Source organism: Mesorhizobium sp. WSM3860 (assembly GCF_002294995.1).
Lineage (GTDB): Bacteria > Pseudomonadota > Alphaproteobacteria > Rhizobiales > Rhizobiaceae > Mesorhizobium.
In genome coordinates this window covers 40,075-62,267 of record NZ_NSGF01000004.1, presented here as the reverse complement: position 1 = coordinate 62,267, position 22,193 = coordinate 40,075, and the positions used below count along the sequence as shown (strand labels likewise).

The window sequence follows — 22,193 nt, the reverse complement described above, 5'->3', positions numbered from 1 at the left end:
CCGCGCGCTTGTCAATTTCGAAGGTGGCCGGGAGCTTCACATTCACAGAGACCGGGATGGATGACCATGCCTGACGATCGGCTGACGACGCTGGAAATCCGCGCCGCCGAGCAGGAAAAGACAATCGAGGAACTGTCCGGCCAGATCGCCGAGCAGTGGAAGGTGATCGAGCGCATGGAGCGCAAGCTTGCCGCCCTTACAGACCGGTTCCTGGCCCTGGAGGAGCAGACCGCTCCCGATGTGCCGGTGACCAAGCCGCCTCACTACTGAGCCTGCGGGGTCAGCGGGGCGAGTTGGAGGAGGACGTCATGGCCGGTGAAGGAGACCGCATCGCAAGGGCCGGCGACTATGTCTTCGGCCTGATGAACGAACGGGAGCGCGCTCGCGCCGAGCGCGACATTGAGATCGATCCCGCTTTTCGCGACGCGGTGCTGCGGCTTGCCGAGCGCATGCGCGCCCTGGATCCGGCGGGACTGTCGGACGCGGCATCGGACGAGCGTTGGCAGCTAGTCCAGCGGCGGCTTGGCGAATTGCCGCAGATGCGGTTTGCCGGGCTGGATAAGGGCGATACGAAGCAGCAGCCGATCGTGATCAACAAGATCGAGCGCAAGCCTTATGGCGTCGGCCCGCATTCCCTTGGCGGCCGGCTCGGCCTGGTCATCGCGCTCGCCCTGACGGCTGCCTTCGCGCTGGGCTATCTCGCCGGCACGCTATAGTGCGCGCGACATCAAAAGCATCGGCTCGCCCTCCTGCTCGAAAGCCTCCGCCGCAGTCCAGCCAAGCGCTTCGTAGAACGGGCGCGCCTGCCACGTGTAGAGATAGAGCCGGTCAACGCCGGCCGAAGCGGCATGGGCTTCGATGGCCCTGACCAGCGCCGTGCCAACGCCTCGCCTTCGATACCCCTCGTCAACAACAAGCCCGGCGAGCCACGGCGTCAGTTCATGCGCCGGGTCGATTTCGTTGCGGACGAAGAGGCAGCTTCCGATCGGCGAGCCGCCGAGGCTGGCGACCACGGCCGCCTCGAACCCGTCGCGTGCTATCAGCCCGCGAAGTCCCACAATATCCTCTGCGAGCGTCCGGCCGGTACCCTCAAAGAAGGCGGCCAGGCGCAGCTTGGCGACCGCCTCGACATCGCGCTCCGTCATGGCTTCGATAGTCGGTTGCATGATGCTTGTCCAAAACCAAACCGCCGGGCGAGGGCCCGGCGGTCGAAGAAGCCTCGTTCAGTTGTCGATCAATACGGGCAATTGTTGTCGGTGGTGTAGTCGTGCACCTGGACCTTGCCGGCGATAATGTCGGCCTTGGCCTTTTCTACCGCGGCCTTCATCTCGTCGGTGACCAGAGCCTTGTTGTTGTCGTCCATGGCGTAGTCGACGCCGCCTTCCTTGAGGCCGAGATTTTCGACGCCGCCCTTGAAGGTGCCGTTCTTGCCGTCCATGAAGGCATTGTACACGGCAACGTCGACGCGCTTCAGCATCGAGGTCAGCACCTTGCCCGGCTGCAGCCCGTTCTGGTTGGAATCGACGCCGATGCCGAGCTTGCCAGCATCCGCCGCAGCCTGCAACACGCCAACGCCGGTGCCGCCAGCGGCGGCATAGACCACGTCGGAACCCTGGTCGATCTGCGTCTTGGCGATCTCGCCGCCCTTGGCCGGATCGTTCCAGGCGGCCGGCGTGTCGCCGGTCATGTTCTGGATGACTTCGGTGGCGCCGGCCGACTTGGCCCCGCCGACATAGCCGCATTCGAACTTGCGGATCAGCGGGATGTCCATACCGCCGACGAAGCTGACCTTCTTCGACTTCGACGCCATCGCCGCCATGATGCCGACCAGGTAGGAGCCTTCGTTCTCCTTGAACACCAGCGAGCGGACATTGGGCAGGTCGACGGCATCGTCGATGATGGCGAAGTTGAGGTCGGTATATTCGGCGGCGACCTTCTTCAGCGCATCCTCCCAGGCAAAGCCCGCCATCACGATCGGGTTGCGGCCGTCCTCGGCGAAGCGGCGCAGCGCCTGCTCGCGCTGCGAAGCGTTGGAGACTTCGAATTCGACATAAGCGACGCCGGTTTCCTTCTTGAATTTCTCGGCGCCGTTATAGGCAGCCTCGTTGAAGGATTTGTCGAACTTGCCGCCGAGATCGTAGAGGATGGCCGGCTGGACATCCGCGGCGAAGGACGGAAGAACCATTGCGGTTGCGGCCAGGAGGCCGAGAACGATACGTTTCATGTGATCCACACCCTGTCGGTTATTTTCCGTTGCACCGCATACCCTGCCCGGTTCTCCGGCAGGCATGCGACGTCAGGCAGGAAGTGTATGCCCCTCCCGCTCGCGGCCAATCTGGCACGGCCCGAAACAAAATTCACGTGGAATTTTGACCTGTTGGAAAAAGCGTGAAGGCCGACCGTTTCGGGCGGAACGAAACGTCCGCGTCAGTTGGTCGGGGCGAATTCGTGGCGCCGGCGCCGGTAGCCGAGGGCGTAGAGCAGGAACGCCAATACCGCAAACACGGCAAATCCCGGTTGGCCGAGCACCCAGGCGATGATCCCGTCCCAGACCAGCGGGCTGGCCTTGGCGCGCACATAGCTCTCGAAGGCCGCGCGCGTGTCGGGCGATACCGCCAGCCAGCTCGCGTTGAGCGGCGTCATGACCAGCGCCGACGCCGCGACCGAGCGCGTGGTGTCGATCACCGCCATGATGACCGAAATCGACAACGCAACCATAGCCGCCAGCCGAAAGATGAAACGCAACATCCAACGCACTCCCCGGGAAAGCTCCCGTCTGCCCCGCCAACCGACATAGAGACTGCGCAACCGCCACGCAATCGCGACACGCGATTTTGAGTCAGGCGCTCCGCGCCGGTTTGCGCCGGTTGACGCGCCAGACGGCGAAGATCCCGCCGCCAATGGCGCCGATGATCAGGCCGCCCAGGCCGATGAAGACAGCAAAGAACCCGCAGGCGCCCTCGAAGCAGCTCATACGGGTGGCGTCGGCGATCAGCGACCCGGCGAAGAATCCGGTGCAGGCGCCGATGGCGCCGCCAAGTATGATGCCGAGCAGCGCGGCGACGAGCGAGAACAGGAGCGGCGGGCGTTCGGTCTCGGGATTGGCATACACCGTGTCGGCGCCGCCGCCCCGCCGCAGGAGGTAGATGCAGAGCAGGCCGATCGCGATCTCGGCGACCGTGAAGCCCAGCGCTTCGGCCGAGAAGACGAAGTCGGGCACCAGAAGCGTGTAGGCCTGGCGCGCGACGAGCCATAGGATGATGGCGACCTGCCAGATCGTATAGTGACGCGGGAAACGCGCCGACCGGTTGAAGGCGAGGCCGAGCAGGTAAAGCCCCCACAGAATGGTCACGACGCCGCCGGTCAGCCCGCCGTAGATCAGGAAGAGCACGCTTCCTGGCAGGTTGAAGTCGCCGATCAGCCGCCAGCTCGAGATCAGGCCATAGGCCGAAAGCGCCATGACGATGATCAGCCACGCCACCGGGATCAAGGAAAGCCCGCTGTCGGGCCGGCCCTCGGGCTGCTGGTCGATCGATGCCATGTCAGGACAATGCCCCTCGCAAAGCCCAAGCAGCTCCGGGAACTGCGTCGTGGTTTTCCGTCCGGAATTGCACAAAAACAAACGCCTCAGACAGTCGACAGGCGGCCAGGGCCGAAGTCAAGCGCGGGAAACCGCGGCAGCCGGCCTGTGCACAGCATTCGGCTGCATAGGAAGCCCAGGCCGCTTCCGCGTCATCCACGGCAAAAGGCAGGGAATGACTTGGCATTCGCTTTAGGATCGACTAGATGAGCCCCGCGCCTGTTCGCCTAGACGGCTAGAGGTGCCGGGAAAAGGTTGCCTGCCGGTTGAAGGCACCCAAATTTAGGCCGACAGGCCTTCCCGAGGGAGACGCATCTCCCCAACCCGCGCGGCGAAACCGGCCGACGCGACATGCAAGACGGAGAGGTGGCCGAGTGGTTGAAGGCGCACGCCTGGAAAGTGTGTTTACGGGAAACCGTAACGCGGGTTCGAATCCCGCTCTCTCCGCCAGCACTCTAATAAATCAATTGGCTGCGGCATAAAAAGCCAAGTTGCCATAACTTCTGGCGATTTCGCTAAAAAGTTGAAGGGCTGCTGAACTTCTCCTAGCGGAAGAAAGATCGGCCGATGCCAGGTAGTGGGACTGTCACAGGCTCCCTGCCAGACGGCTATGCGGCAGTTACGGCTGCGCACGACGGCGGCGGTTCAGGTATATTGTCCCGCACAAAGAATAACCCGGCCGCATGAGCAACGGGCCTCGCGCTCTACATCGCCGCACTCGGCCTTGCGATGTCGCCAGCCCTATGTAGCACTCCCGGCAGCGCGATATGGTCCGGATGGCGGCAAGCCTCATTGTGAGGGGCTCAGATTGCGCGCCGCTCCGAGGTGGATCGGCCTATGGTTCGTCCTTGTTGATCCCAATGCTCTCGCCCTCGCCATGCACCTGGTTCCGGTCCCAATCGTTCGTCTTGTCGGGCGTTTTCGCGGCAGCTTTTTGGTTTTCCCGTTCCTTGTCCTTGCGGGGCTTAGGACCGGGCAGATCGCGCGATGATTTGGGTTCCATTTAGGTGTGTCCCTGTCAGTCGAACAGAACCCAACGTGGGCTGAGCTCGAATGTTCCGGCCCTTTGCCAGCGACATGCATTGCGGGGACATCCCGGCGTCCTGCGGAAGGAACCGGGCAGCCCTAGATACGTTCTGGCGCTCATGGATGAGCTTGTTGAACGTTTCGGGCAGCCAACCTGGCTGCCATTTTCCGTAATTTCAGCCAGGCTTTTGCTGGCTGCGGTTCTTGGCTCACTCGTCGGTATGGAGCGCGAATGGCGTAACCGGCCGGCGGGGCTGAGGACGCACATCCTAATCTGTCTAGCGACCGCCTTGATCGCGATCCTGGCGGTCGAGATCACCCATCTCCACGTCTTCGATGGCCAGGAGATAGCTATTGACCCCATCCGCCTGATTGAAGCCACAACTGCCGGCGTCGCATTTCTGGCCGCAGGGCTGATATTCTTCTCCAAAGGGGAAGTTCAGGGGCTAACGACCGGCGCCGGAATGTGGCTGGCCGGTGCCATTGGACTGGCAGTGGGTCTCGGGTTCTGGCAGATCGCAATTCTTGGCACGGTGTTGGCGCTCATCGTGCTAGGGCTTTTGCAGCTAGTGCAGGTTGTCCCAAAGGACAAGCAATAATCGGAGCATTTGGGGGCAGGGCGTTCAGTCCTGCGCTTGCTCACTCTAAAGCCTCGCGGTCGTTTCCGTGCTTGGCGATCAGTTCCGGACCTGAGGGATCGAGAGTTCGAACTTGTTGGCGACGTAGCCGACCTCATATCCCTGACCCCCAGAGAGGCGGTCACGGTCGCGCCATGCGTCGTTCCTCCCCTCTCCTGGCTAAGAAATGACCGACAAGGCAGGAGTCTTCCTAACCATTTTCGGCTCTGCGCAGCAGCCGCGACAAGTGCTGCCGATGCATCGCCTCCATGTCTTCAAGCAGGTGGAGGAATCGCAGGGCGTCATCGGTCGGCAATCCCTGATCGCTGAGGTCGGCAACCAGTTCGTGCTGACGGCGAAGATGCCGCTCGCCTTCGTGAACATGCCGCCTGGCCATTTCGATATCATCGTCGATTGCCATTGACCGGAACGTCGCTGGTGGCGTGACGTTCCTCGGACGAGGTGTCCAAAATTGGAACTGATCACGCGGCCATGACTTGCTATGGGAGCGGTCGTTTCCCGTTCGGACGTAGCCGTCTCGGCAGCACAAAGCCCGTCGCTTACGCTCATTGGCTGCGACGGGCTTTTCAAGCCTTAGAAAATGTTAATGTCGGTCGCCGAGAACGCGGCGCATAATGGAACTCTGCCCCGCTACGCGGGGTAAGGCCCGGCCTGTATGTCAAGCCCCCCAACCCCGCCCGGCAGGCCGGGCTACCTTGATCCACCAAAGCGAACTTGTGCACCGTCCGGTCCGCGCCGTTGAGAGAACGGTGGCCTGCGGGATGAGAACGCAGCTGAACGGGGCGTCGCTCCACGCTGATCCTGCTCGTGGAGAAGTATAGCCGACAGTGAAGCACGCATGTCGTTCCTTGGTCAGGGTCTGGCGAGACAATCGGATCGGCGCGCAACGCGAATGCTCGCCGGAACCAATAGGCAAGGGCGCGGTTGGGACAGATGGTCGCCTACAACGAAACAACAAATCCCGCGCTTACCGGTGCGCGCGATCGACGCCAAATTTGCCCACCTTTTTGCCAATTCGGAAGGAAAGGCGGCCATCCTCACGAGCGGCATCTGTGTCGGCCTCATTCTTGTGAGAACCGGGAAGCAGTCGCGGACGCCCTTGATCTTAGTCACCTACAAACAGGTTCGTTTGCCGGTCCGCTCTCAATAGCTCTGCATGACCTCCCGGGAGTTCTTTGGTGATCAAAGACGATAGCGTCTGTCAGGGGGAACGAATTGGTGGCGGCCCGGCCGGCTTGGCAGCAGCGACGTATCTCGGGCGCTTTCGCCGCCGGGTCGTCGTTGTCGATTCCGGTCAAAGCCGCGCGAAGCTCATTCCGATTACCCGCAACTGTCCCGGCTTTCCCGACGGCATAGCCGGCGCCGACTTGCTCAATCGCTTGCGGCAGCAGGCTCTGCAGAGCGGAGCCGATCTTAGGGACGATACAATCCAGGAGATTGGCCGCGACGGAACGGATTTTATTGCGATCGGTTCGACAGCCATTCGTTCCCGCGTTGCGCTCCTGGCTACTGGCATTGTCGATACACTTCCAGAAATGCCGTCGGCAGACGACATGATCAGGGCCGGCACCTTGCGCCTGTGCCCAATCTGTGACGGCTATGAGGTGATCGACAAACGCGTCGCCGTGATGGGCCCAGCGGAAGAGGCCGTGAAGAAGGCGTTGTTCATGCGGACCTACACCGCCGACGTCACGGTACTGACCACCGATGCTTCGAGTGAAATTGATGCAGATGCCGGCCGACTGATCCACGAAGCTGGAATCCAGCTCGAGCCCTGCATCCCTCATTCACTCCGACCCTCGGGAGAGCAGGCCACCATTCAACTCTCCAACGGAACAGCATGCTCATTCGATACCGTTTATCCAGCGATGGGATGCACGATAAGGTCGCAACTTGGCATAGATCTCGGGGCGACATGCGACGAGCTTGGAAATCTTGTCGTGGATGCGCATCAGCGCACGGTCGTGCCAGGCTTGTATGCCGCTGGCGATGTGGTCAACGAGATCAATCAGATTGCGGTCGCATTCGGCCACGCCTCGATCGCGGCGACCGACATGCATAACTATCTTGACGATACCAAGTGCTAGAATAGTTTTCACCGGTGGATTGCAATGTATCTTGTTCAGATCCTGCTTCCCTGCTCGGACAACAGAGGCCAGCCTTTCGCCCAAGAAGATTTCGACCGCGTGAAGGAAGAACTGGCGAGTCGCTTCGAAGGCGTTACTGCTTACCTTCAGGCGCCTGCCGACGGCTTGTGGAAAAAGGGTGCCGAGTCGAACGCCGATAAGATTGTGATCTTCGAAGTCATGGCTAACGAGGTCGATCTATCGGACTGGCGTGGACGCCGGATCGCACTCGAGCGGTGGTTTCGGCAGGAGAAGGTGGTTATCCGCTACATGCCGATCACGCTGGTGTAGCTTGCTCGGAGGTCGTTCTTGTCCATACACCGGAAATCAAAAGCCAGCGCCTCTCCTCCCCGCGTAGCTCGATGAGTTCGCTCGGCCCGTCGGCATCAGCCGGTCCCGAACCATTCGATGGCCGGGCGGGCGATCATCAGCCATAAGATGGCGGCGACCGCGCCGAAGGCCGGGAAGCCGAAGATGAACCAGAGCTGGAAAAGCCGGTGATAGCGCGGCGGAAGCGGCTGGCCGGCTTTCGCCGCCGCCAACGCAAGATCGCGCATCTCCATCTGCATCCAGACCACGGGAAGCCAAAAAAGACCGGTCACGACGTAGAGAAGGATCGACAGCGCGATCCAGCCTTCCCAGAGCGAATAGCCGACGAGCCAGGCAAGCGAGACGCCGGTGATCGGTTGCGCCACAACTGCCGTTGCCGTGAACAGGAAATCGGCAATCACGACAATGCGCGCGACAGCGGCCACGGTAGCCGGGTTGCCGGTCCGGTGTGCAATCAGCATGAAGAAGGCGATGCCGGCGCCCGTCCCCAGCAGAACCGCCGCGCCGACGATATGGAGATATTTGAGACCGAAGTAGAGCATCAGCGCTCCTCCAGGATCGCCAATGCGACGAAGTGCAGAAGAACGATCGGCAGGATCTTCATCAGCGGGCCGAGCGGCTCGTTCCACAGATCGGGCCGCAGCAGCGTGCCGGCCAATGCATAAAAAACGCATACGCCGATCGCTCCCCAGAGGCCAAGACGCGCGGTTTTGCGTAGCGCGATGAGAATGCCGATGACCAGATCGGCCAGCGCGCCGGCGACGACCAAAGGCGCCGCCAGCGCGCTCACCGCGGTACCGATCAGGAGTTGGACGCCGCTCTGCCATCCGGTTGTCAAGGATATGATTCCGGTCATGATCCAGAAGAACGGCAGTACCGTGAAGATCGCGGGTTTGATGAAGTAAAGGCCGGCAAACCACCTGTCCTGCACCGTGGCTGGGTTTGCGGCGAGTGCTGTCGGGAGACCCCGCGGCTCGATCCCGGTGGTCGCCTTCCAGGGTCCGGGATCGCCGGTTGCTCCCCGGCTGATCTCAAGGGCGGCGTTCGTGCGCATGGGAGGGCGCCATCCCAGCACACTGACGGCGTCACCCGCGCGATAGAGTAGACGCGCCGCCCATCTCGGGAGGGCCAGGACGCGAGCCTCTTCCCATCCAAGCCACCTGCGGTAATGCGCGACTACCTCCTCCATGGCGAAGATGTCCGGACCAGCAAGGTCGAGAGCGATCCGCGATGGGCTGTCAGCGCTGAGGAAAAACGCTACCGTTTCGACCACGTCCTCAAGTTGGACCACCTGCAGACGGCCGGTGCCGGGCATGGAGGGTAGCACAGGAAGCGCCGCAAGGCCGCGAAACAGCGCACTCGCTCCAAAAACGGGGCGGCCCAGAACGACGGAGGGTCTCAGCACGACCCAATCCAAGTCGAGCTTCATCAAGGCCTCCTCGCCGGCATATTTGCTGGCGGAGAAGGCGGAGGGTTGCTCACGATCGACGCCGATAGCGGAAAAGTGGATGACCCGGCGCACCCCGGCTTGCTGGCAGGCACGAAACAACACCGCTGCGCCCAATGCATGAACCCCTGTCGTATGTTCGCTGGCGCTGTCCTGCAGAACACCGGCACAATTCACCACCGCGTCAACGCCTTGAAGAGCACTGCCCCAGTCCTCGGGGGCGAGCGCCTTCGCCATATCGATGGCGATCGTTCCCGCCTCACCCGGGCGGCTTGATCGGCGTCGTGAGGCCCGGACGACGTCGTGCCCTGACGTGACCAAGCGCGCGCACAGGGCTGTGCCGATGAGACCGTTCGATCCCGTCACGAGAACCTTCATTGCTGATGTCTCGCCGGACAGGAAAGCGCGGCGGGCCTCATCATCTCACTGGAAAACTGGCGCCTCAGTAGCTGCGCAACCTGCTCAGTATTACGTCTTCTATGTCCAACCATTTTCGTGACCGCAATCGGCTCGGTCACCAAACAGGAAAGACTTGCAGTTTGTTCCTGGACAGCTGAGCTCTTCTGTCAGGTCCAATATGCCAAGTGCTCGGCGTCCTGCTCGGAGGTTGGCTCCGTGTTTTCTTCTGGCCGCGCGCTCGGGCAACGGCCGATATTCGGGCGCAAAGCCATGGCCGATCGCAATCCTGATCTGGTGCCAACATCGAGGGGCGAAGTTGCTCCGCGGAGAAATCTAGCCTCGATCGGCCAACCTACTGCAATCGTGCTGCGCGGGGGAACATTCCTGGTGATGGACGGTTCGGAGGACCCCCAACCCTGGAGAAACCTCATGTTCATGCACAATAAGCGACTGCAATACACCGTCCGTGTGTCGGAGCCGAATCCGAAACTGGCATGCATGATAATGGAGCAATTCGGCGGAGCCGATGGCGAGCTGGCCGCCGCTATGCGCTATTTCACCCAAGGGCTGGGTGAGGACGATGTCGGCCGGAAAGACATGCTGCTCGACATCGCGACCGAAGAACTAAGCCACCTCGAGGTGGTCGGGTCAATTGTCACAATGCTGAACAAGGGCCTCAAGGCACAGCTTGCAGAGGGACAGATGAAGGAAGCCGAGCTGTATTTGATGGTTGGCGCCAGCGGCACGACCGCCAAAGAGTCGATCCTGTTTGGCGGCGGACCCGCATTGTGCGACTCGGCCGGAGTGCCTTGGACCGCCGCCTACATCGATTCGCGCGGCGAACCAACGGTGGATATGCGCTCCAACATCGCGGCCGAAGCTCGTGCCAAGATCGTGTACGAGCGACTGATCAACATCACCGATGATCCCGGCGTCAAGGATGCCCTCGGTTTTTTGATGACGCGCGAAGTCGCCCACCAGAAGTCCTTCGAGAAAGCGCTGTACGCGATAGAGAACAACTTCCCGACGGGCAAACTCCCGGGCATCGAGAAATATGCCAGCATGTACGTCAACACCTCGCAAGGCGAAGGAGACTCCACGGGACCCTGGAATTCGGGAGGCGAATGGGACCGCATCGACAATCTCGAAGAGGTCATGCCTGCCGACGGCGGCGACGGGATGGCGACTGTCAAGCTAAATGCCAAGGACAAGAAAGTCGCGGCCAACATGGCGGAGCGGACACTCTCGGACCCGGCTTCCGATCCGATGACCGGCGCCGATATTGGAGCAGGACCGGGGGCCGGCCGCACCAAGAATGGTGACATGGGCGGCGCCGCCAACATCCAGGAGGCGCCGACGCGGGCAGCCGCAGCCGCTCGCAAAAGCAGGTAGTCTTATTGGCCGCGAAGCAAGCTTTCGAAGGCTTCCTCGAACAGCTTGGCCATCTCGGCATAGCCGTCGTCGGACGGATGCAGGCCGTCGCCGCAATCGAAGGCGGCCAGCAGCCTCGACGGGTTGGCGGGATCGGCCAGCGCGCGCTCGAAATCGACGACGGCATCGGCTTCGGCCGATGTCTTGATCCAGGCGTTCACCGCCTGGCGGTCGCGCTCCTTGGTCGGAGAGTAGAAGGTTCTGAGCGGCTGGCCTTCGAAGGCGCCGCCGAACGGCGGCAGCGTGCCAAGCAGCACCTTGATGCCGTTGAGGCGGGCGCGTGCGATCAATTGCCGGTAAGCCGCGATCAGGCTTTCGACGGCGACGGCTTCCGGTCGCCCGGCAAGCATGGTTTCCGGCCAGCCGATGTCGTTGATGCCTTCCAGCACCGAGACCCACCGGACGTTGGGAAAGCCCAGCACGTCGCGGTCGAAGCGGGCGAGCGCGTTGGCGCCACGGGCGCGGCTGGCAAGCAAGCGGTTGCCGCCGATCCCCTGGTTAAGGACACCGATGCCTGACAGCCGGCCGCTTTTCGCAAACCGCTCCGCCAGCCGGTCCGGCCAGCGCGCATTGCCGTCGACGGTCGAGCCGAAGCCGTCGGTGATGGAATCCCCCAGACAAACCAGAGAGCCACTGTCCGGCGCGCGCTCGACCAGAACGGCGCTGAGGAAATAGCGGCTGGTCGAGGTCTGCTGCACAGGCAGTTCGGCTGCGCCGGCGAAATCGCCGAACTCGGAGATGTAGGCCGTCTGCTGCGCCTCGTAGTGATAGGTCTCGATCGGCGCGAAATCGGGGAAATAGAGGCTGATCGCGATCTGCCCGAGATCGGGAACCGCCAGGTCCACAACATCGCTGAGCAGTGGCGCGCCCGGCGCCAGATCGCCCTGCGTCTCGCCGCCGAAGGCCACGTGCCGGATGCTGGCGGCGTCGAGCGCACCGTCTTTCGCGGCAAGGGCGACGGTCGCGGCGCCGATCCGAATCGGCGAGGCGCCATATTCGTTGGACAGCTTCAATCGCAACCTCTCACCGCCGGTGCTGACGCGCACCACCTGGCGTACCGTCTGGCGGTGGAAGCCATAGAGCACGGCGTCTCCCGGCCAGACGTTCATCGGGCTTGCGCTCCAGGTTCCGATCCAGTGCTCCATTCTCTCCATCCCTTCGATTTCGGCGCGCGGCCCCCTCGCCAACACAGATACCCGCGGCTTGCGACGCGAGCTACCGGTTTGCGCTTTCGGCGACACATACATTCTTGACTCCGAATGCAATGCGCCGGAGGTCAGCACTTTGCAACGCAGGCGACGGCGTATTCGCGGCCTCGGCTTTTACTGGCGGAATCAAAAAAGTACTAACACCCGCCCCGGAACGTGGTGGCTGCCCGGATAGCGGGCGCCTAGCCTGATCAGATCGCCCGGGGAGGAGACGTTCCGGGAGATGTCTGGGGCTGAGTGCCCCGCCGGACGGGCTTGGTGGAAAAGCTCCACCGGCAAGGATTCCAACCATTTCAGGGAGCGAGACATGGTTTGCGAGACCAAGACCTTAACATTGAACCGCCGCACGCTTTTGCAGGGCGCGGCCGCCACTGCCGGCGGCCTGTTGCTGGCGGGCGGCGAGCGCGCCGCGGCGCAAGGCGCGGCCTCCAAGGTTGTGGCCTGGGAGACCGGCTATCTCGGCTTCTTCTTCTTCGTCGTGCTGCAGGAGGCGCTGAAGCGCAAGGTCGAAGGCCTCGGCCTGGAATTCGTCGGCAAGGACGCCAATGGCGATGCCAACGCGCAGGTCAACGACTGGAACAGTCTGCTCTTGCAGAAGCCGCGCTACCTCATTTCCGACGCACTGGATTCGGAGCTTCTTATCCCGCTGAGCAAGAAGGCGAAGTCGCTCGGCGTGCCGCTCGGCATGGTCGACACCGTGCTCACCGGCGGAGAAGTAGCCGCTTCGGTGACCTTCGACAACAAGCAGTCGGGCGTCATGGCGGCGGAGAAGACCGCCGAGTTGCTCACCAAGAAACATGGCTCGCCGAAGGGCAGCGTGCTCAACAATTACGGCTCGCTGACCGCCGTGGCGCTGCGCGACCGCAAAGACGGTTTCGAGGACACGCTTAAGAGCAAATATCCCGACATCGAGATCATCTCGCGGCCGCAGAACAACCAGCATGAGCAGGCGCTCGCCGTGGTCTCGGCGACGCTGCGCGAGCGGCCGGACCTCGACGCCATCCACATGCCGACCGACATCTTCGTCGTTGATGCCCGCAAGGCGCTCGAAACGCAAGAGCGGCTGTTCCCGGTCGGCCATGAGAAGCACATCATCCTGACCAGCATCGATGCCTCGCCGAATGCGCTGGAATGGGTGAAGGCGGGTGAGATCGACGCCGACATCGCGCAGGACCCGATCGCCTATGTCGAGATCGTCGTCGACCTGCTGGAAGAGTACACGCTGAAGGGCAAGCCGGTTCCGACCGGACCTTACGAAAACAAGAAGTATTTTTGGGAGAAGGGCACGATCGCCGACAGCCCGTGCGGCCCGCTGCTCACCATCCCGCCCTACTTCCTCACCAAGGAAAATGCCGACGACCCGCGCCACTGGGCCAATGTCGTGACCCAGGTGTGGAAGATGCAGCAGAACGCCGGCTGAGATCGCAGCCGAGGAAACGGTTGAGAACGCGCCATCGCGTTCTCACCTCATTTCGAGATTGCCGGTTATTCCAATGGTCATCGCCGACGGCACGATCGTGCCCGATAGTCTTGCGCAGAACGGCGCCAACGCTGTTCTAACCGTCGACAACATCTTCAAGCGCTTCGGCCCGCTTGCGGTGCTGGACGGCGTCTCGCTGAGCGTGTCGCGCGGCGCGATCCATGGCCTGCTTGGGAAGAACGGCGCCGGCAAATCGACGCTGTCCAACATCATCGCCGGCCTGTTGCGCCTTGACACCGGCTCGATCCTGCTCAACGGCGAAGACGTGTCGGCCTTGCCGCTGACGGCGCGCAAGAAGCGCGGGCTCCACCTTCTGTCGCAGCACTCGGAGATCTTCGAAGACCTTTCAATCGGCGAGAACCTTCTGCTGCCCGATCTGCCGAGACGCTACGGCCTGACAAACTGGGCAGCACTTCATCGCCTCGCGGCGCGCCAGCTCGAAAGCCACGGCATGCCGGTCGATCCGAGGCGGCGCGCCGGCGACCTTGGCGCGAGCGACAGGCGAAGGCTCGCCATCATCAAGGCGGTCGCGGCCGAAGCCGCGCTGATCATCCTCGACGAGCCGACCGCAGGCCTCGCGGCGGCCGAGCGGCTGCATCTGCTGGAATGGGTCGAGAGCCTCACCAAACGCGGCACGTCCTTCATCTACATCTCGCACCACAACGACGAGGTGCGCCAGCTCTGTTCGGAATACACAGTGCTGCGCGACGGCAAGGTGACCGCCAGCGGCAAGGCGGCGGAGCTTTCGGCCGACGCCATGGCGCGCGTCATCACCGGCGCCGATGTCGCCGAATTCCACCGCGCCCGCGAGGATCATTCCGCGGCCATCGAGATCAGCGGCCTTTCTTTTCCCGGCGGCGGGCCGGTCGATCTTGCGATCGGCCGCGGCGAGATCGTCGGGCTCGTCGGCCTGCTCGGCGAAGGGCCGCAGGAATTGATGCGGGCGCTGGGCGGACTGCTGCCCATCAAGGCCGGTGCCGTCCTGATCGATGGCCGGGAAGTGCGCCTCGGCTCGCCGGGGCAGAGCCTCGACTCGGGCATCGCCTATCTCACCCACGACCGCATCGGCGAAGGCCTGGTCGGCTCGATGTCGGTGACCGAGAACCTTAACCTTGGTAATTGGCCGCTATCGCTCGGCTGGCTGGTGAGCGGCGCCGGCATGAACCGCCGCATGCGCGAGGCGCGCGGCGCCATGGAGATCGTCATGGGCAACGGCGGCCAGGAGATCGGTGAATTGTCTGGCGGCAACCAGCAGAAGGTGCTGCTCGGCCGGCTTCTGGAACGCAAGCCGCGATTGCTTCTGCTCGACGAACCGACCGTCGGCGTCGACGTCGCCGCCAAGGAACAGATCCACCGCCTGATCGACGATGCGACGACGAACGGCGTCAGCGTGCTTCTGCTCGCGCAGGACCCGGAAGAGATGCAGCGCCTCGTCGACCGCGTGGTGATCTTCTCCAAGGGTCGGATCGCGCGGATGCTGCACGGCGCCGAGATCACCATCGATGCGATCGCCGAAGCGAGAACGGCGCGATGACAAAGGCAGTATCGGGCATGGCCAGCAAGAAATTGCTTCTCGACAATGTGGTCTGGATCCTGATCATCGTGTTCAGCATCCTGGCCGGCTTCCTCAATCCCTTCTTCCTTTCGGAAGGCAATCTGCAGAACGTGCTGGTGCAGGCGACCACGCTGGGCGTGCTGGTGCTGGCGGTCTCCTTCACGCTTCTGATCGGGGAGATCGATCTCTCCGTGGTCGGCAATCTGGTCTTCTCGAGCATGGTCGGCGCCTACGCCATGCAGCAGTTCGGCGTCCACTGGTCGCTGGCCGTGCTCATCACCATCGCTGCCGGGGTGCTCGTCGGCCTGCTCAACGGCTACTTCGTCGCCTATTTGCGCATGAATTCGCTGATCGCGACGCTGGCCATGGGGCTTTTTCTGCAAGGCGCGGTGCTCGGCGCCACCCAGGCCCGCACCATGGTGGTGACCGATGAAGGCTACAGCTACATAGGCAGCGCCACCATCGGCAGCTGGCCCGTAATGCCGATCGCCCTCTTCGTCGCCTATCTCCTGGCGCATGTCGTGCTTGCTTATTCGGCCTGGGGCCGCAACCTCTATGCCACCGGCGGCAACCGCCGGGCAGCGAATGCCGCGGGCATCAACGTCAAGCGCGCGAGGCTTGGCGCCTTCACCGCTTCCGGCTTCCTCGCTGGAATGGCCGGCTTCCTCTACACCTCCTATCTCGGCGGCGTCAGCGTGACCGTCGGCAGCACGACGCTGCTCTATGCCGTGGCAGCACCCGTCATCGGCGGCGTTTCGCTGTTCGGCGGCCGCGGCCGCGTCATCGGCATGCTCGGCGGCACGCTGCTCATCACCGTCATCCAGACCGGCCTGCAGCTCATCAACGTCTCGGCCTATTACATTCAGATGATCGGCGGCGCGATGATCCTGCTTGCGATCGCCGTCGATGCCTTCCGCATAAGGAGCGAGGAACGCGGCGTCGTTTGAGGCGCCGCTCAGGCCGTGGAGGCTCAGAATAGTCAAAAAAGTACCAATGGAGTGACGCGAACATGGTGGCGAAGATTTTGCCGGCTCGCTAGCTTGGCTGACAATGAGGCCGAAACCGGACGGCGCGTCGTAGAGGGGACGCGCCTTGGCTTCAATACGGGAGGAGCAGCGATGAAACCCGATCTTGAAGTTGTGCAGATCAGGCCGGGCGAGTCTTTCACTGCCTGGTCGCACGGTTACCCGTTCCGCACGGTGCGCTGGCATTTCCATCCGGAATACGAACTGCATCTCATCGTCGCCACCCGCGGCCGCTATTTCGTCGGCGACTTCATCGGCGAATTCGAGCCGGGCAATCTGGTGCTGACCGGCCCCAATCTGCCGCACAACTGGGTCAGCGATGTGCCGAAGGACGCGACGGTGCCGCTGCGCTGCCGCATCATCCAGTTCAATGAGGGTTTTATCGACGGCGCCATCAACACCTTCCCCGAGCTCGCGGCGCTGACGCCGGTGCTCGAAGCCTCGCGCCGCGGCGTGCTGTTCAGCCGCCAGACCAGCAAGCAGCTTGGCCCGCTGATGGAAGAGATCATGAATTCGCAAGGCGTGCGCCGCATCGAGCTGTTCATGATGATTATGGGTCTGCTCAGCCGCGCCGAGGGCGCGCGCATGCTGGCCAGCGCGAGCTACCTGCCCGATCCGTCGGGCTATATGTCGGCCGGCATCAACAAGGCGCTTGCCTATCTGCGCGAGAACCTGACCCAGCCCTTCAGCGAGACGGACTTGGCCGCCATCGCCGGCCAGTCGCCCAGCGTCTTTTCCCGCTCCTTCCGCCAGCACACCGGTATGACGCTGGTTCAGTATGTGAAGCGGCTGCGCATCAACCTGGCCTGCCAGATGCTGATGAGCGACGAGCAGGCTTCGATCACCAGCATCTGCTTCGAGGTCGGCTACAACACCCTTTCCAACTTCAACCGGCAGTTTCTCGCCGAAAAGGGCATGACGCCCTCGCATTTCCGGCGGTTGACACTGCACAACATCAACCTGGCGAAAGCGGCCTAGCCAGCCGGCACGACAAGCAGCGGCATCGAGTTGGCATGGGCAAGCGTGCCCGGCAATGTAAAGCTTTGCCTGCCTCGCTGGCCGGAACGGCAACACCGATAGGGAAACGAAGGTGTCATCACCATCTGCGACCTTGTCATCCTGTCGCAAAGCAATGACCTATAGGAACCGAACGGATCGGGCGAAGGATAGTCATGAGCAGTCATTTCATCGGCATCGACATCGGCACCGGCAGTGCACGCGCGGGCGTCTTCGACGAAGCGGGCGCCATGCTTGCGTCCGCTAAGGCCGACATCGCCGTCTGGCATGCCGAAGGCCATATCGTCGAGCAATCGAGCAACGACATCTGGCGCGCCGTTGCGGCGACCGTCCGCGAGGCCGTGTCGCTCGCCCGCATCTCGGCGCAGTCGGTCCATGGCATCGGCTTCGACGCCACCTGCTCGCTTGTCGTTCTGGGGCCGGGTGGCGAGCCGCTGACGGTCAGCCCGTCAGGGGATCCCGAGCGCAACATCATCGTCTGGATGGACCACCGCGCCACCGAGCAGGCGCGCAGGATCAACAGCACCGGCGAGGACGTGCTGCGCTATGTCGGCGGCACAATCTCGCCCGAGATGGAAACTCCGAAGCTTTTATGGCTCGCCGAGAACATGCCACGGACCTTCGCCACGACATGGCAGTTCATGGATCTCGCCGATTTCCTCACATGGCGGGCAACCGGCAGCTTGGCGCGCTCGACCTGCACGGTGACTTGCAAATGGACCTATCTCGCGCATGAGGCGCGCTGGGATGATGCCTATTTTCGCAAGGTCGGGCTCGGCGCGCTCGCGGATGAGAAATTTGCCCGGATCGGCACCGAGGTCGTGGCGCCGGGGACCGCGCTCTCCAACGGCTTGACGAGCGAGGCGGCGGCCGAGCTTGGCCTTTTGCCCGGAACGCCGGTCGCCTCCGGCATGATCGATGCCCATGCCGGAGGCATCGGCTCGGTCGGCGCGCGCGGCGGCGCCGGCGATGTGACCACGCGCATGGCCTATGTCTTCGGCACCTCGGCCTGCACCATGACGACGACCGAGCAGGCGGCTTTCGTGCCGGGCGTGTGGGGGCCCTATTTCTCCGCCATGGTGCCCGGGCTGTGGCTGAACGAAGGCGGCCAGTCGGCCGCGGGCGCCGCCATCGATCGCCTGGTCGGCATGCACCCCGCCGCCGTCGAGTTGGCACGGATCGCGGCGCGAGGCGGCCAGAACCTCGCCCAGTGGCTGGCGCAGGAGGCGGAGCGGCATGGCGGTGCGGCGAAGGCGGACAGACTGGTCGGCGGCCTGCATGTCGTTCCCGAATTTCTAGGCAATCGTGCCCCCTTGGCCAATCCCGACGCGCGCGGACTGATCGCCGGCTTGGACATGGCGACCGGGGCCGACAGTCTCGTCGCGCTCTATGTCGCCGGCCTCTGCGGCCTCGGCTACGGCGCCCGCCAGATCCTGGCGGCCATGCATGGCCGCGGCATCAAGATCGACACGATCGCCATCAGCGGCGGCGCAGGGCAGAGCCCGCTCGTGCGGCAGCTCATCGCCGACTCCACCGGCAAGGTGGTCTACGCGCCGACCTCTCCGGAGCCGGTGCTGCTCGGCTCGGCGATGCTCGGCGCCGTGGCCGCGGGCCGTCACCCCGACCTGCCCGCCGCCATGGCGGCGATGTCGGAAGTCGGCGAGGTCTATTCTCCCAATCTCTCGCTTGCAGCCTGGCATGACAGGCGCTTTGCCGCGTTCGAACGCCTGCAGGCTGCTGCGCTGTCAGTGTTGGCTGTGTGAGGTATCCAGCCGTCTCCCGCCGACGTTCACCGTCATTGCCCTATTGGCCGGAACCATCGCCGGGCGGAGGGGTTGTGTCGTCAGACTTCGAGACATGGAAGGAAAGACGATGCGGACGTTGACGATGATGCTCGCTCTTTCGACCTTTGCCTTGGCGCAGCCGGTCTCGGCTCAACGCGCCGATCCGCAACCGCCCCAGGCTCTGCCGCCGGCTGAACAGCCTCAGCTCGACCAGGTGCAACGCGATCCGGGAAATTCCGGCCAGAGCGTTACCAATGTCGTGGTGGTGGCGATGGAGGACCTGCCCGCGGAGATCAAGGCCCAGGCCGAAGCCGTGGTCACCAGGACGACCGCCAAGGACCTGGCCAAGCTGCAGAAATCGATAGATGCCTCGCCCGAGGCGGTATCGGTGCTGCATGCGAACGGGCTGAATTCCTCGCAGGTCGTCGCCGCCAACATCGATGGCGACGGCACGCTGACGCTGATCATCCAGACCACGACATGATCTGCGCCGCCGCGCGCCGTTGACCCGACTGCACCGGCCAAACAAAACCAGAGGCCGCGAAGAGGCCGCCATGGCCGAAACCGCAATTCGCAACTTCACGCTCAACTTCGGACCGCAGCACCCCTCGGCGCATGGCGTGCTCAGGCTGGTGCTGGAACTCGACGGCGAGATCGTCGACCGCGCCGATCCGCATATCGGCCTGCTCCACCGCGGCACCGAGAAGCTGATCGAACACAAGAACTATCTGCAGGCGCTGCCCTATTTCGACCGGCTCGACTATGTGGCGCCGATGAACCAGGAGCATGCCTTCTGCCTCGCCGCCGAGAAGCTGCTCGAAATATCGGTTCCCCGGCGCGGGCAGCTCATCCGCGTCCTGTTTTGTGAAATCGGCAGGCTGTTGTCGCACCTGCTCAACGTCACCACGCAGGCAATGGATATCGGCGCGCTGACGCCGCCGCTCTGGGGCTTCGCCGAGCGCGAGAAGCTGATGGTCTTTTATGAGCGCGCGTCGGGCGCGCGCATGCATGCGAACTATTTCAGGGTCGGCGGCGTGCATCAGGATCTGCCGGGAGAGTTGCTCGACGACATCTGGAATTTCTGTGATCCGTTCATGAGAACATTGAGCAATCTCGATGAACTCTTGACCGAAAACCGTATCTTCAAGCAGCGCAATGTCGACATCGGCGTGATCGGACATGACGATGCTTGGGCGTGGGGCTTCTCCGGCCCGATGGTGCGCGGCTCGGGCGCCGCCTGGGATCTGCGCAAGGCGCAACCTTATGAATGCTATCCCGAAATGGATTTCGACATTCCGGTCGGCAAGCACGGCGACTGCTACGACCGCTACCTCGTGCGCATGGAGGAGATGCGGCAGTCGGTTAGGATCATGAGGCAATGTCTGGAGAAGCTGCGCTCGCCCGATGGGCACGGCCCGGTCGCCGTACCGAACCAGAAGATCACGCCGCCGCCGCGCGCCACCATGAAGCGTTCCATGGAGGCGACGATCCACCATTTCAAGCTCTACACCGAAGGCCATCATGTGCCGCAGGGTGAGGTCTACGCGGCGGTGGAAGCGCCCAAAGGCGAATTCGGCGTCTATCTCGTCTCAGACGGCAGCAATGTTCCGTACCGCTGCAAGATACGTGCGCCGTCTTTCGCACACCTCCAGGCGATGGACTTCCTGTCGCGCGGGCACATGATCGCCGACGTCGCGGCTATCATAGGATCGCTGGACATCGTGTTCGGAGAGATCGATCGCTAAGCGGTGGTGCGGCGCGGGCAGCCGTTAGAGCTCAAACTTCGCCCGGAATTGCATCAACAGCCGAATGAGCGAAAACAAAAAGATAGAGCGGTTCGACGTTCTCGCAAAACGGTGAATCGCTCTGCTACCGGCGGGTGGGGACAACAAACAACTCCCCTCCGTCTCCGATAAGGATTGAACCTGCCGCGGTTCTTCGAACCGCGGCAGTCGTCTCAGTGCATGAACACCGATCTCAGCCAGGCAAGAATGCCCGAGCCCGGAGAGATGGCCGCGCGAACGCGGGACGCCGCCCAGCGTGCCGGCAGATTGGCGCCGACATGGCAATGGCAGACGACCTCGTGCAGTTGCCAGTCGCTGAGTTCGAAGAAGCGCTTTGCTTCGCCGTACGTGTCGTCCTTCAGGCCCTGAGCACGGAAGATCGGGTCTTCGAAGGCGACAGTAATCGGCGATCCGGTGGAACGCATCTTTTCGCGCACGTCGGGTGTAGCGTATTCGGTGCCCGCAAGCGCCATAAGGCGCCGGCCGGGATCCTGCTCGAGAAGTTGCGCCCAGCGTTCGAGGCGTTGGCCACGACTGGCGATGAGAACCGCTGCTTCAGCATGAACGTCGGCAACGGCATTGAGTTGGTCTACGGTTTGGTGCTTCAAGGCCGCCTCCTATGTCGGCAGATGATCACCCGCCCCGCAACGGAACTAAGGCGCTGCATGGCGTCGGCAAGGGCGAAATGGGCGACGGGAAATCATTTGATCGCCATTCGTGTCCGACGCCGTCGAAACGCGGCGGGATCGCCGTGGAACCATCCCCGGTCGTGGCCGTTCTGCCATGCGTCAGCCGCCGGTGATCAGGTGTCGATGAAACGTCGGATGCGGCGGCCCTACCCATCATGTTCTGGTCGGGCAGATGTCCGGTTGCCCAAACCGCATCTCGCGGACTGCTCCACCAGCGCAACGAGGGACCACCTTATGGCCATTCTCCCCAATCCCGACCCGACGCCAACGCCGGTCCCCACGCCGCCGCCGTTTCCCGACCCGAAGCCGATGCGCGAACCGGATCCGGAGAGGCTGCCGGATGAGGAACCCGTTCCCAATCCGGACGAGAACGACGTGCCGCCCAAGCACTCGGTTAAGCTCGGCGATGCCAACCCCTCACGCCCGATAGGCGGGGCCCCCTACCCTCGAAGACATCCCGCGCGACGTCGTCGTGCAATTCATAGTCAGGGGCTTCCTGACGGCGCTGAACTGGTGGTTCGAGCGAAAGCCTGGACTGCAGGCCGCTGAGGTCGACATCCTGTTCCGGACCCTGGTGCTCGACGGGCTTTCACCACTGATTGGCGACACGTCGATCGGTCGTCGCGCCGCCGCGCATCGTAAAGCGGATTGAACGATCTAAAGGACCAAGCCGG

The 22,193-nt window shown here is 63.0% G+C and carries 24 protein-coding genes and 1 tRNA gene; 16 read left to right on the top strand and 9 right to left on the bottom strand.

The window, feature by feature from the left end; all coding sequences use genetic code 11:
• Positions 1 to 60 precede the first annotated feature (60 nt).
• A complete protein-coding gene (locus CK220_RS09160; RefSeq protein WP_095811234.1) occupies positions 61 to 270 on the top strand; it encodes a SlyX family protein in 210 nt (69 codons plus the stop codon).
• A gap of 38 nt (positions 271 to 308) precedes the next feature.
• The gene (locus CK220_RS09155; RefSeq protein WP_095811233.1) at positions 309 to 716 is read left to right on the top strand and encodes a hypothetical protein; all 408 of its coding nucleotides are present in this window, start codon (positions 309 to 311) and stop codon (positions 714 to 716) included.
• Here CK220_RS09155 and CK220_RS09150 read toward each other — a convergent pair.
• The 4 genes from CK220_RS09150 to CK220_RS09135 all read right to left on the bottom strand — a co-directional run bounded on the left by CK220_RS09150 (position 711) and on the right by CK220_RS09135 (position 3,541).
• Complete coding sequence (locus CK220_RS09150; protein WP_095811232.1) at positions 711 to 1,166, bottom strand: GNAT family N-acetyltransferase; 456 nt, start codon at positions 1,164 to 1,166, stop codon at positions 711 to 713. The two genes, CK220_RS09155 and CK220_RS09150, sit on opposite strands and share 6 nt — an antisense overlap.
• 68 nt (positions 1,167 to 1,234) lie before the next feature.
• Positions 1,235 to 2,224 carry a BMP family ABC transporter substrate-binding protein gene (locus CK220_RS09145; RefSeq protein ID WP_095811231.1) on the bottom strand — a complete coding sequence of 330 codons (990 nt, stop codon included), beginning with the start codon at positions 2,222 to 2,224 and terminating at the stop codon, positions 1,235 to 1,237.
• A gap of 203 nt (positions 2,225 to 2,427) precedes the next feature.
• A complete protein-coding gene (locus CK220_RS09140; protein WP_095811230.1) occupies positions 2,428 to 2,748 on the bottom strand; it encodes a hypothetical protein in 321 nt (106 codons plus the stop codon).
• A 91-nt stretch (positions 2,749 to 2,839) separates the two neighbouring features.
• The gene (locus tag CK220_RS09135; RefSeq protein WP_095811229.1) at positions 2,840 to 3,541 is read right to left on the bottom strand and encodes a hypothetical protein; all 702 of its coding nucleotides are present in this window, start codon (positions 3,539 to 3,541) and stop codon (positions 2,840 to 2,842) included.
• Between the two features lie 399 nt (positions 3,542 to 3,940).
• Between CK220_RS09135 and CK220_RS09130 the strand changes: the two genes are divergently transcribed.
• Positions 3,941 to 4,030, top strand: a tRNA-Ser gene (locus CK220_RS09130).
• A gap of 385 nt (positions 4,031 to 4,415) precedes the next feature.
• Here the strand turns inward: CK220_RS09130 and CK220_RS31840 are convergent.
• Positions 4,416 to 4,583, bottom strand: coding sequence for a hypothetical protein (locus CK220_RS31840; protein ID WP_176479034.1), 168 nt, complete (start codon positions 4,581 to 4,583; stop codon positions 4,416 to 4,418).
• A gap of 142 nt (positions 4,584 to 4,725) precedes the next feature.
• On the opposite strand from CK220_RS31840, the gene CK220_RS09125 reads away from it, so the two are divergent.
• From CK220_RS09125 to CK220_RS09105, 4 genes are all read left to right on the top strand, one after another.
• A complete protein-coding gene (locus tag CK220_RS09125; protein ID WP_095811228.1) occupies positions 4,726 to 5,205 on the top strand; it encodes an MgtC/SapB family protein in 480 nt (159 codons plus the stop codon).
• A gap of 205 nt (positions 5,206 to 5,410) precedes the next feature.
• Positions 5,411 to 5,647, top strand: a complete 237-nt coding sequence (locus CK220_RS09115) for a hypothetical protein (protein ID WP_095811227.1) — start codon at positions 5,411 to 5,413, stop codon at positions 5,645 to 5,647.
• 775 nt (positions 5,648 to 6,422) lie between these two features.
• Positions 6,423 to 7,331, top strand: a complete 909-nt coding sequence (locus CK220_RS09110; protein ID WP_245429064.1) for an NAD(P)/FAD-dependent oxidoreductase — start codon at positions 6,423 to 6,425, stop codon at positions 7,329 to 7,331.
• Positions 7,332 to 7,355: 24 nt separating this feature from the next.
• Positions 7,356 to 7,661, top strand: a complete 306-nt coding sequence (locus tag CK220_RS09105) for a hypothetical protein (RefSeq protein ID WP_095811225.1) — start codon at positions 7,356 to 7,358, stop codon at positions 7,659 to 7,661.
• Between the two features lie 95 nt (positions 7,662 to 7,756).
• Here CK220_RS09105 and CK220_RS09100 read toward each other — a convergent pair whose 3' ends face one another.
• On the bottom strand, positions 7,757 to 8,242 hold the full coding sequence (locus tag CK220_RS09100) for a DUF2269 family protein (RefSeq protein ID WP_095811224.1): 486 nt from the start codon (positions 8,240 to 8,242) through the stop codon (positions 7,757 to 7,759).
• A complete protein-coding gene (locus CK220_RS09095) occupies positions 8,242 to 9,525 on the bottom strand; it encodes an SDR family oxidoreductase (protein WP_095811223.1) in 1,284 nt (427 codons plus the stop codon). Before CK220_RS09095 ends, CK220_RS09100 begins: the two co-directional genes overlap by 1 nt.
• A 450-nt stretch (positions 9,526 to 9,975) precedes the next feature.
• Between CK220_RS09095 and CK220_RS09090 the strand changes: the two genes are divergently transcribed.
• The gene (locus CK220_RS09090) at positions 9,976 to 10,938 is read left to right on the top strand and encodes a manganese catalase family protein (RefSeq protein WP_095811222.1); all 963 of its coding nucleotides are present in this window, start codon (positions 9,976 to 9,978) and stop codon (positions 10,936 to 10,938) included.
• 2 nt (positions 10,939 to 10,940) lie between these two features.
• Here CK220_RS09090 and CK220_RS09085 read toward each other — a convergent pair whose 3' ends face one another.
• Complete coding sequence (locus tag CK220_RS09085) at positions 10,941 to 12,122, bottom strand: SGNH/GDSL hydrolase family protein (RefSeq protein ID WP_176479033.1); 1,182 nt, start codon at positions 12,120 to 12,122, stop codon at positions 10,941 to 10,943.
• 370 nt (positions 12,123 to 12,492) lie between these two features.
• On the opposite strand from CK220_RS09085, the gene CK220_RS09080 reads away from it, so the two are divergent.
• The 7 genes from CK220_RS09080 (at position 12,493) to CK220_RS09050 (ending at position 20,791) form a co-directional block, all read left to right on the top strand.
• A complete protein-coding gene (locus tag CK220_RS09080; RefSeq protein WP_176479032.1) occupies positions 12,493 to 13,605 on the top strand; it encodes a sugar ABC transporter substrate-binding protein in 1,113 nt (370 codons plus the stop codon).
• 73 nt (positions 13,606 to 13,678) lie between these two features.
• Positions 13,679 to 15,199: a sugar ABC transporter ATP-binding protein gene (locus CK220_RS09075; protein WP_095811219.1), complete on the top strand. Its 1,521-nt coding sequence runs from the start codon at positions 13,679 to 13,681 to the stop codon at positions 15,197 to 15,199.
• Positions 15,196 to 16,167, top strand: coding sequence for an ABC transporter permease (locus CK220_RS09070; RefSeq protein ID WP_095811218.1), 972 nt, complete (start codon positions 15,196 to 15,198; stop codon positions 16,165 to 16,167). The genes CK220_RS09075 and CK220_RS09070 overlap by 4 nt, the downstream gene beginning before the upstream one ends.
• Positions 16,168 to 16,338: 171 nt before the next feature.
• Positions 16,339 to 17,223, top strand: coding sequence for an AraC family transcriptional regulator (locus CK220_RS09065; protein ID WP_067003926.1), 885 nt, complete (start codon positions 16,339 to 16,341; stop codon positions 17,221 to 17,223).
• A 194-nt stretch (positions 17,224 to 17,417) separates the two neighbouring features.
• Positions 17,418 to 19,025, top strand: a complete 1,608-nt coding sequence (locus CK220_RS09060) for an FGGY-family carbohydrate kinase (RefSeq protein ID WP_095811217.1) — start codon at positions 17,418 to 17,420, stop codon at positions 19,023 to 19,025.
• A gap of 109 nt (positions 19,026 to 19,134) precedes the next feature.
• Positions 19,135 to 19,530, top strand: a complete 396-nt coding sequence (locus CK220_RS09055; RefSeq protein WP_095811467.1) for a hypothetical protein — start codon at positions 19,135 to 19,137, stop codon at positions 19,528 to 19,530.
• A gap of 70 nt (positions 19,531 to 19,600) precedes the next feature.
• Positions 19,601 to 20,791, top strand: a complete 1,191-nt coding sequence (locus CK220_RS09050; protein ID WP_095811466.1) for an NADH-quinone oxidoreductase subunit D — start codon at positions 19,601 to 19,603, stop codon at positions 20,789 to 20,791.
• Between the two features lie 212 nt (positions 20,792 to 21,003).
• On the opposite strand, the gene CK220_RS09045 is transcribed toward CK220_RS09050, so the two are convergent.
• Positions 21,004 to 21,438, bottom strand: coding sequence for a hypothetical protein (locus tag CK220_RS09045; RefSeq protein WP_067003930.1), 435 nt, complete (start codon positions 21,436 to 21,438; stop codon positions 21,004 to 21,006).
• A 553-nt stretch (positions 21,439 to 21,991) separates the two neighbouring features.
• On the opposite strand from CK220_RS09045, the gene CK220_RS31835 reads away from it, so the two are divergent.
• Complete coding sequence (locus CK220_RS31835) at positions 21,992 to 22,171, top strand: hypothetical protein (RefSeq protein ID WP_176479031.1); 180 nt, start codon at positions 21,992 to 21,994, stop codon at positions 22,169 to 22,171.
• The last annotated feature ends 22 nt before the right edge of the window (positions 22,172 to 22,193 follow it).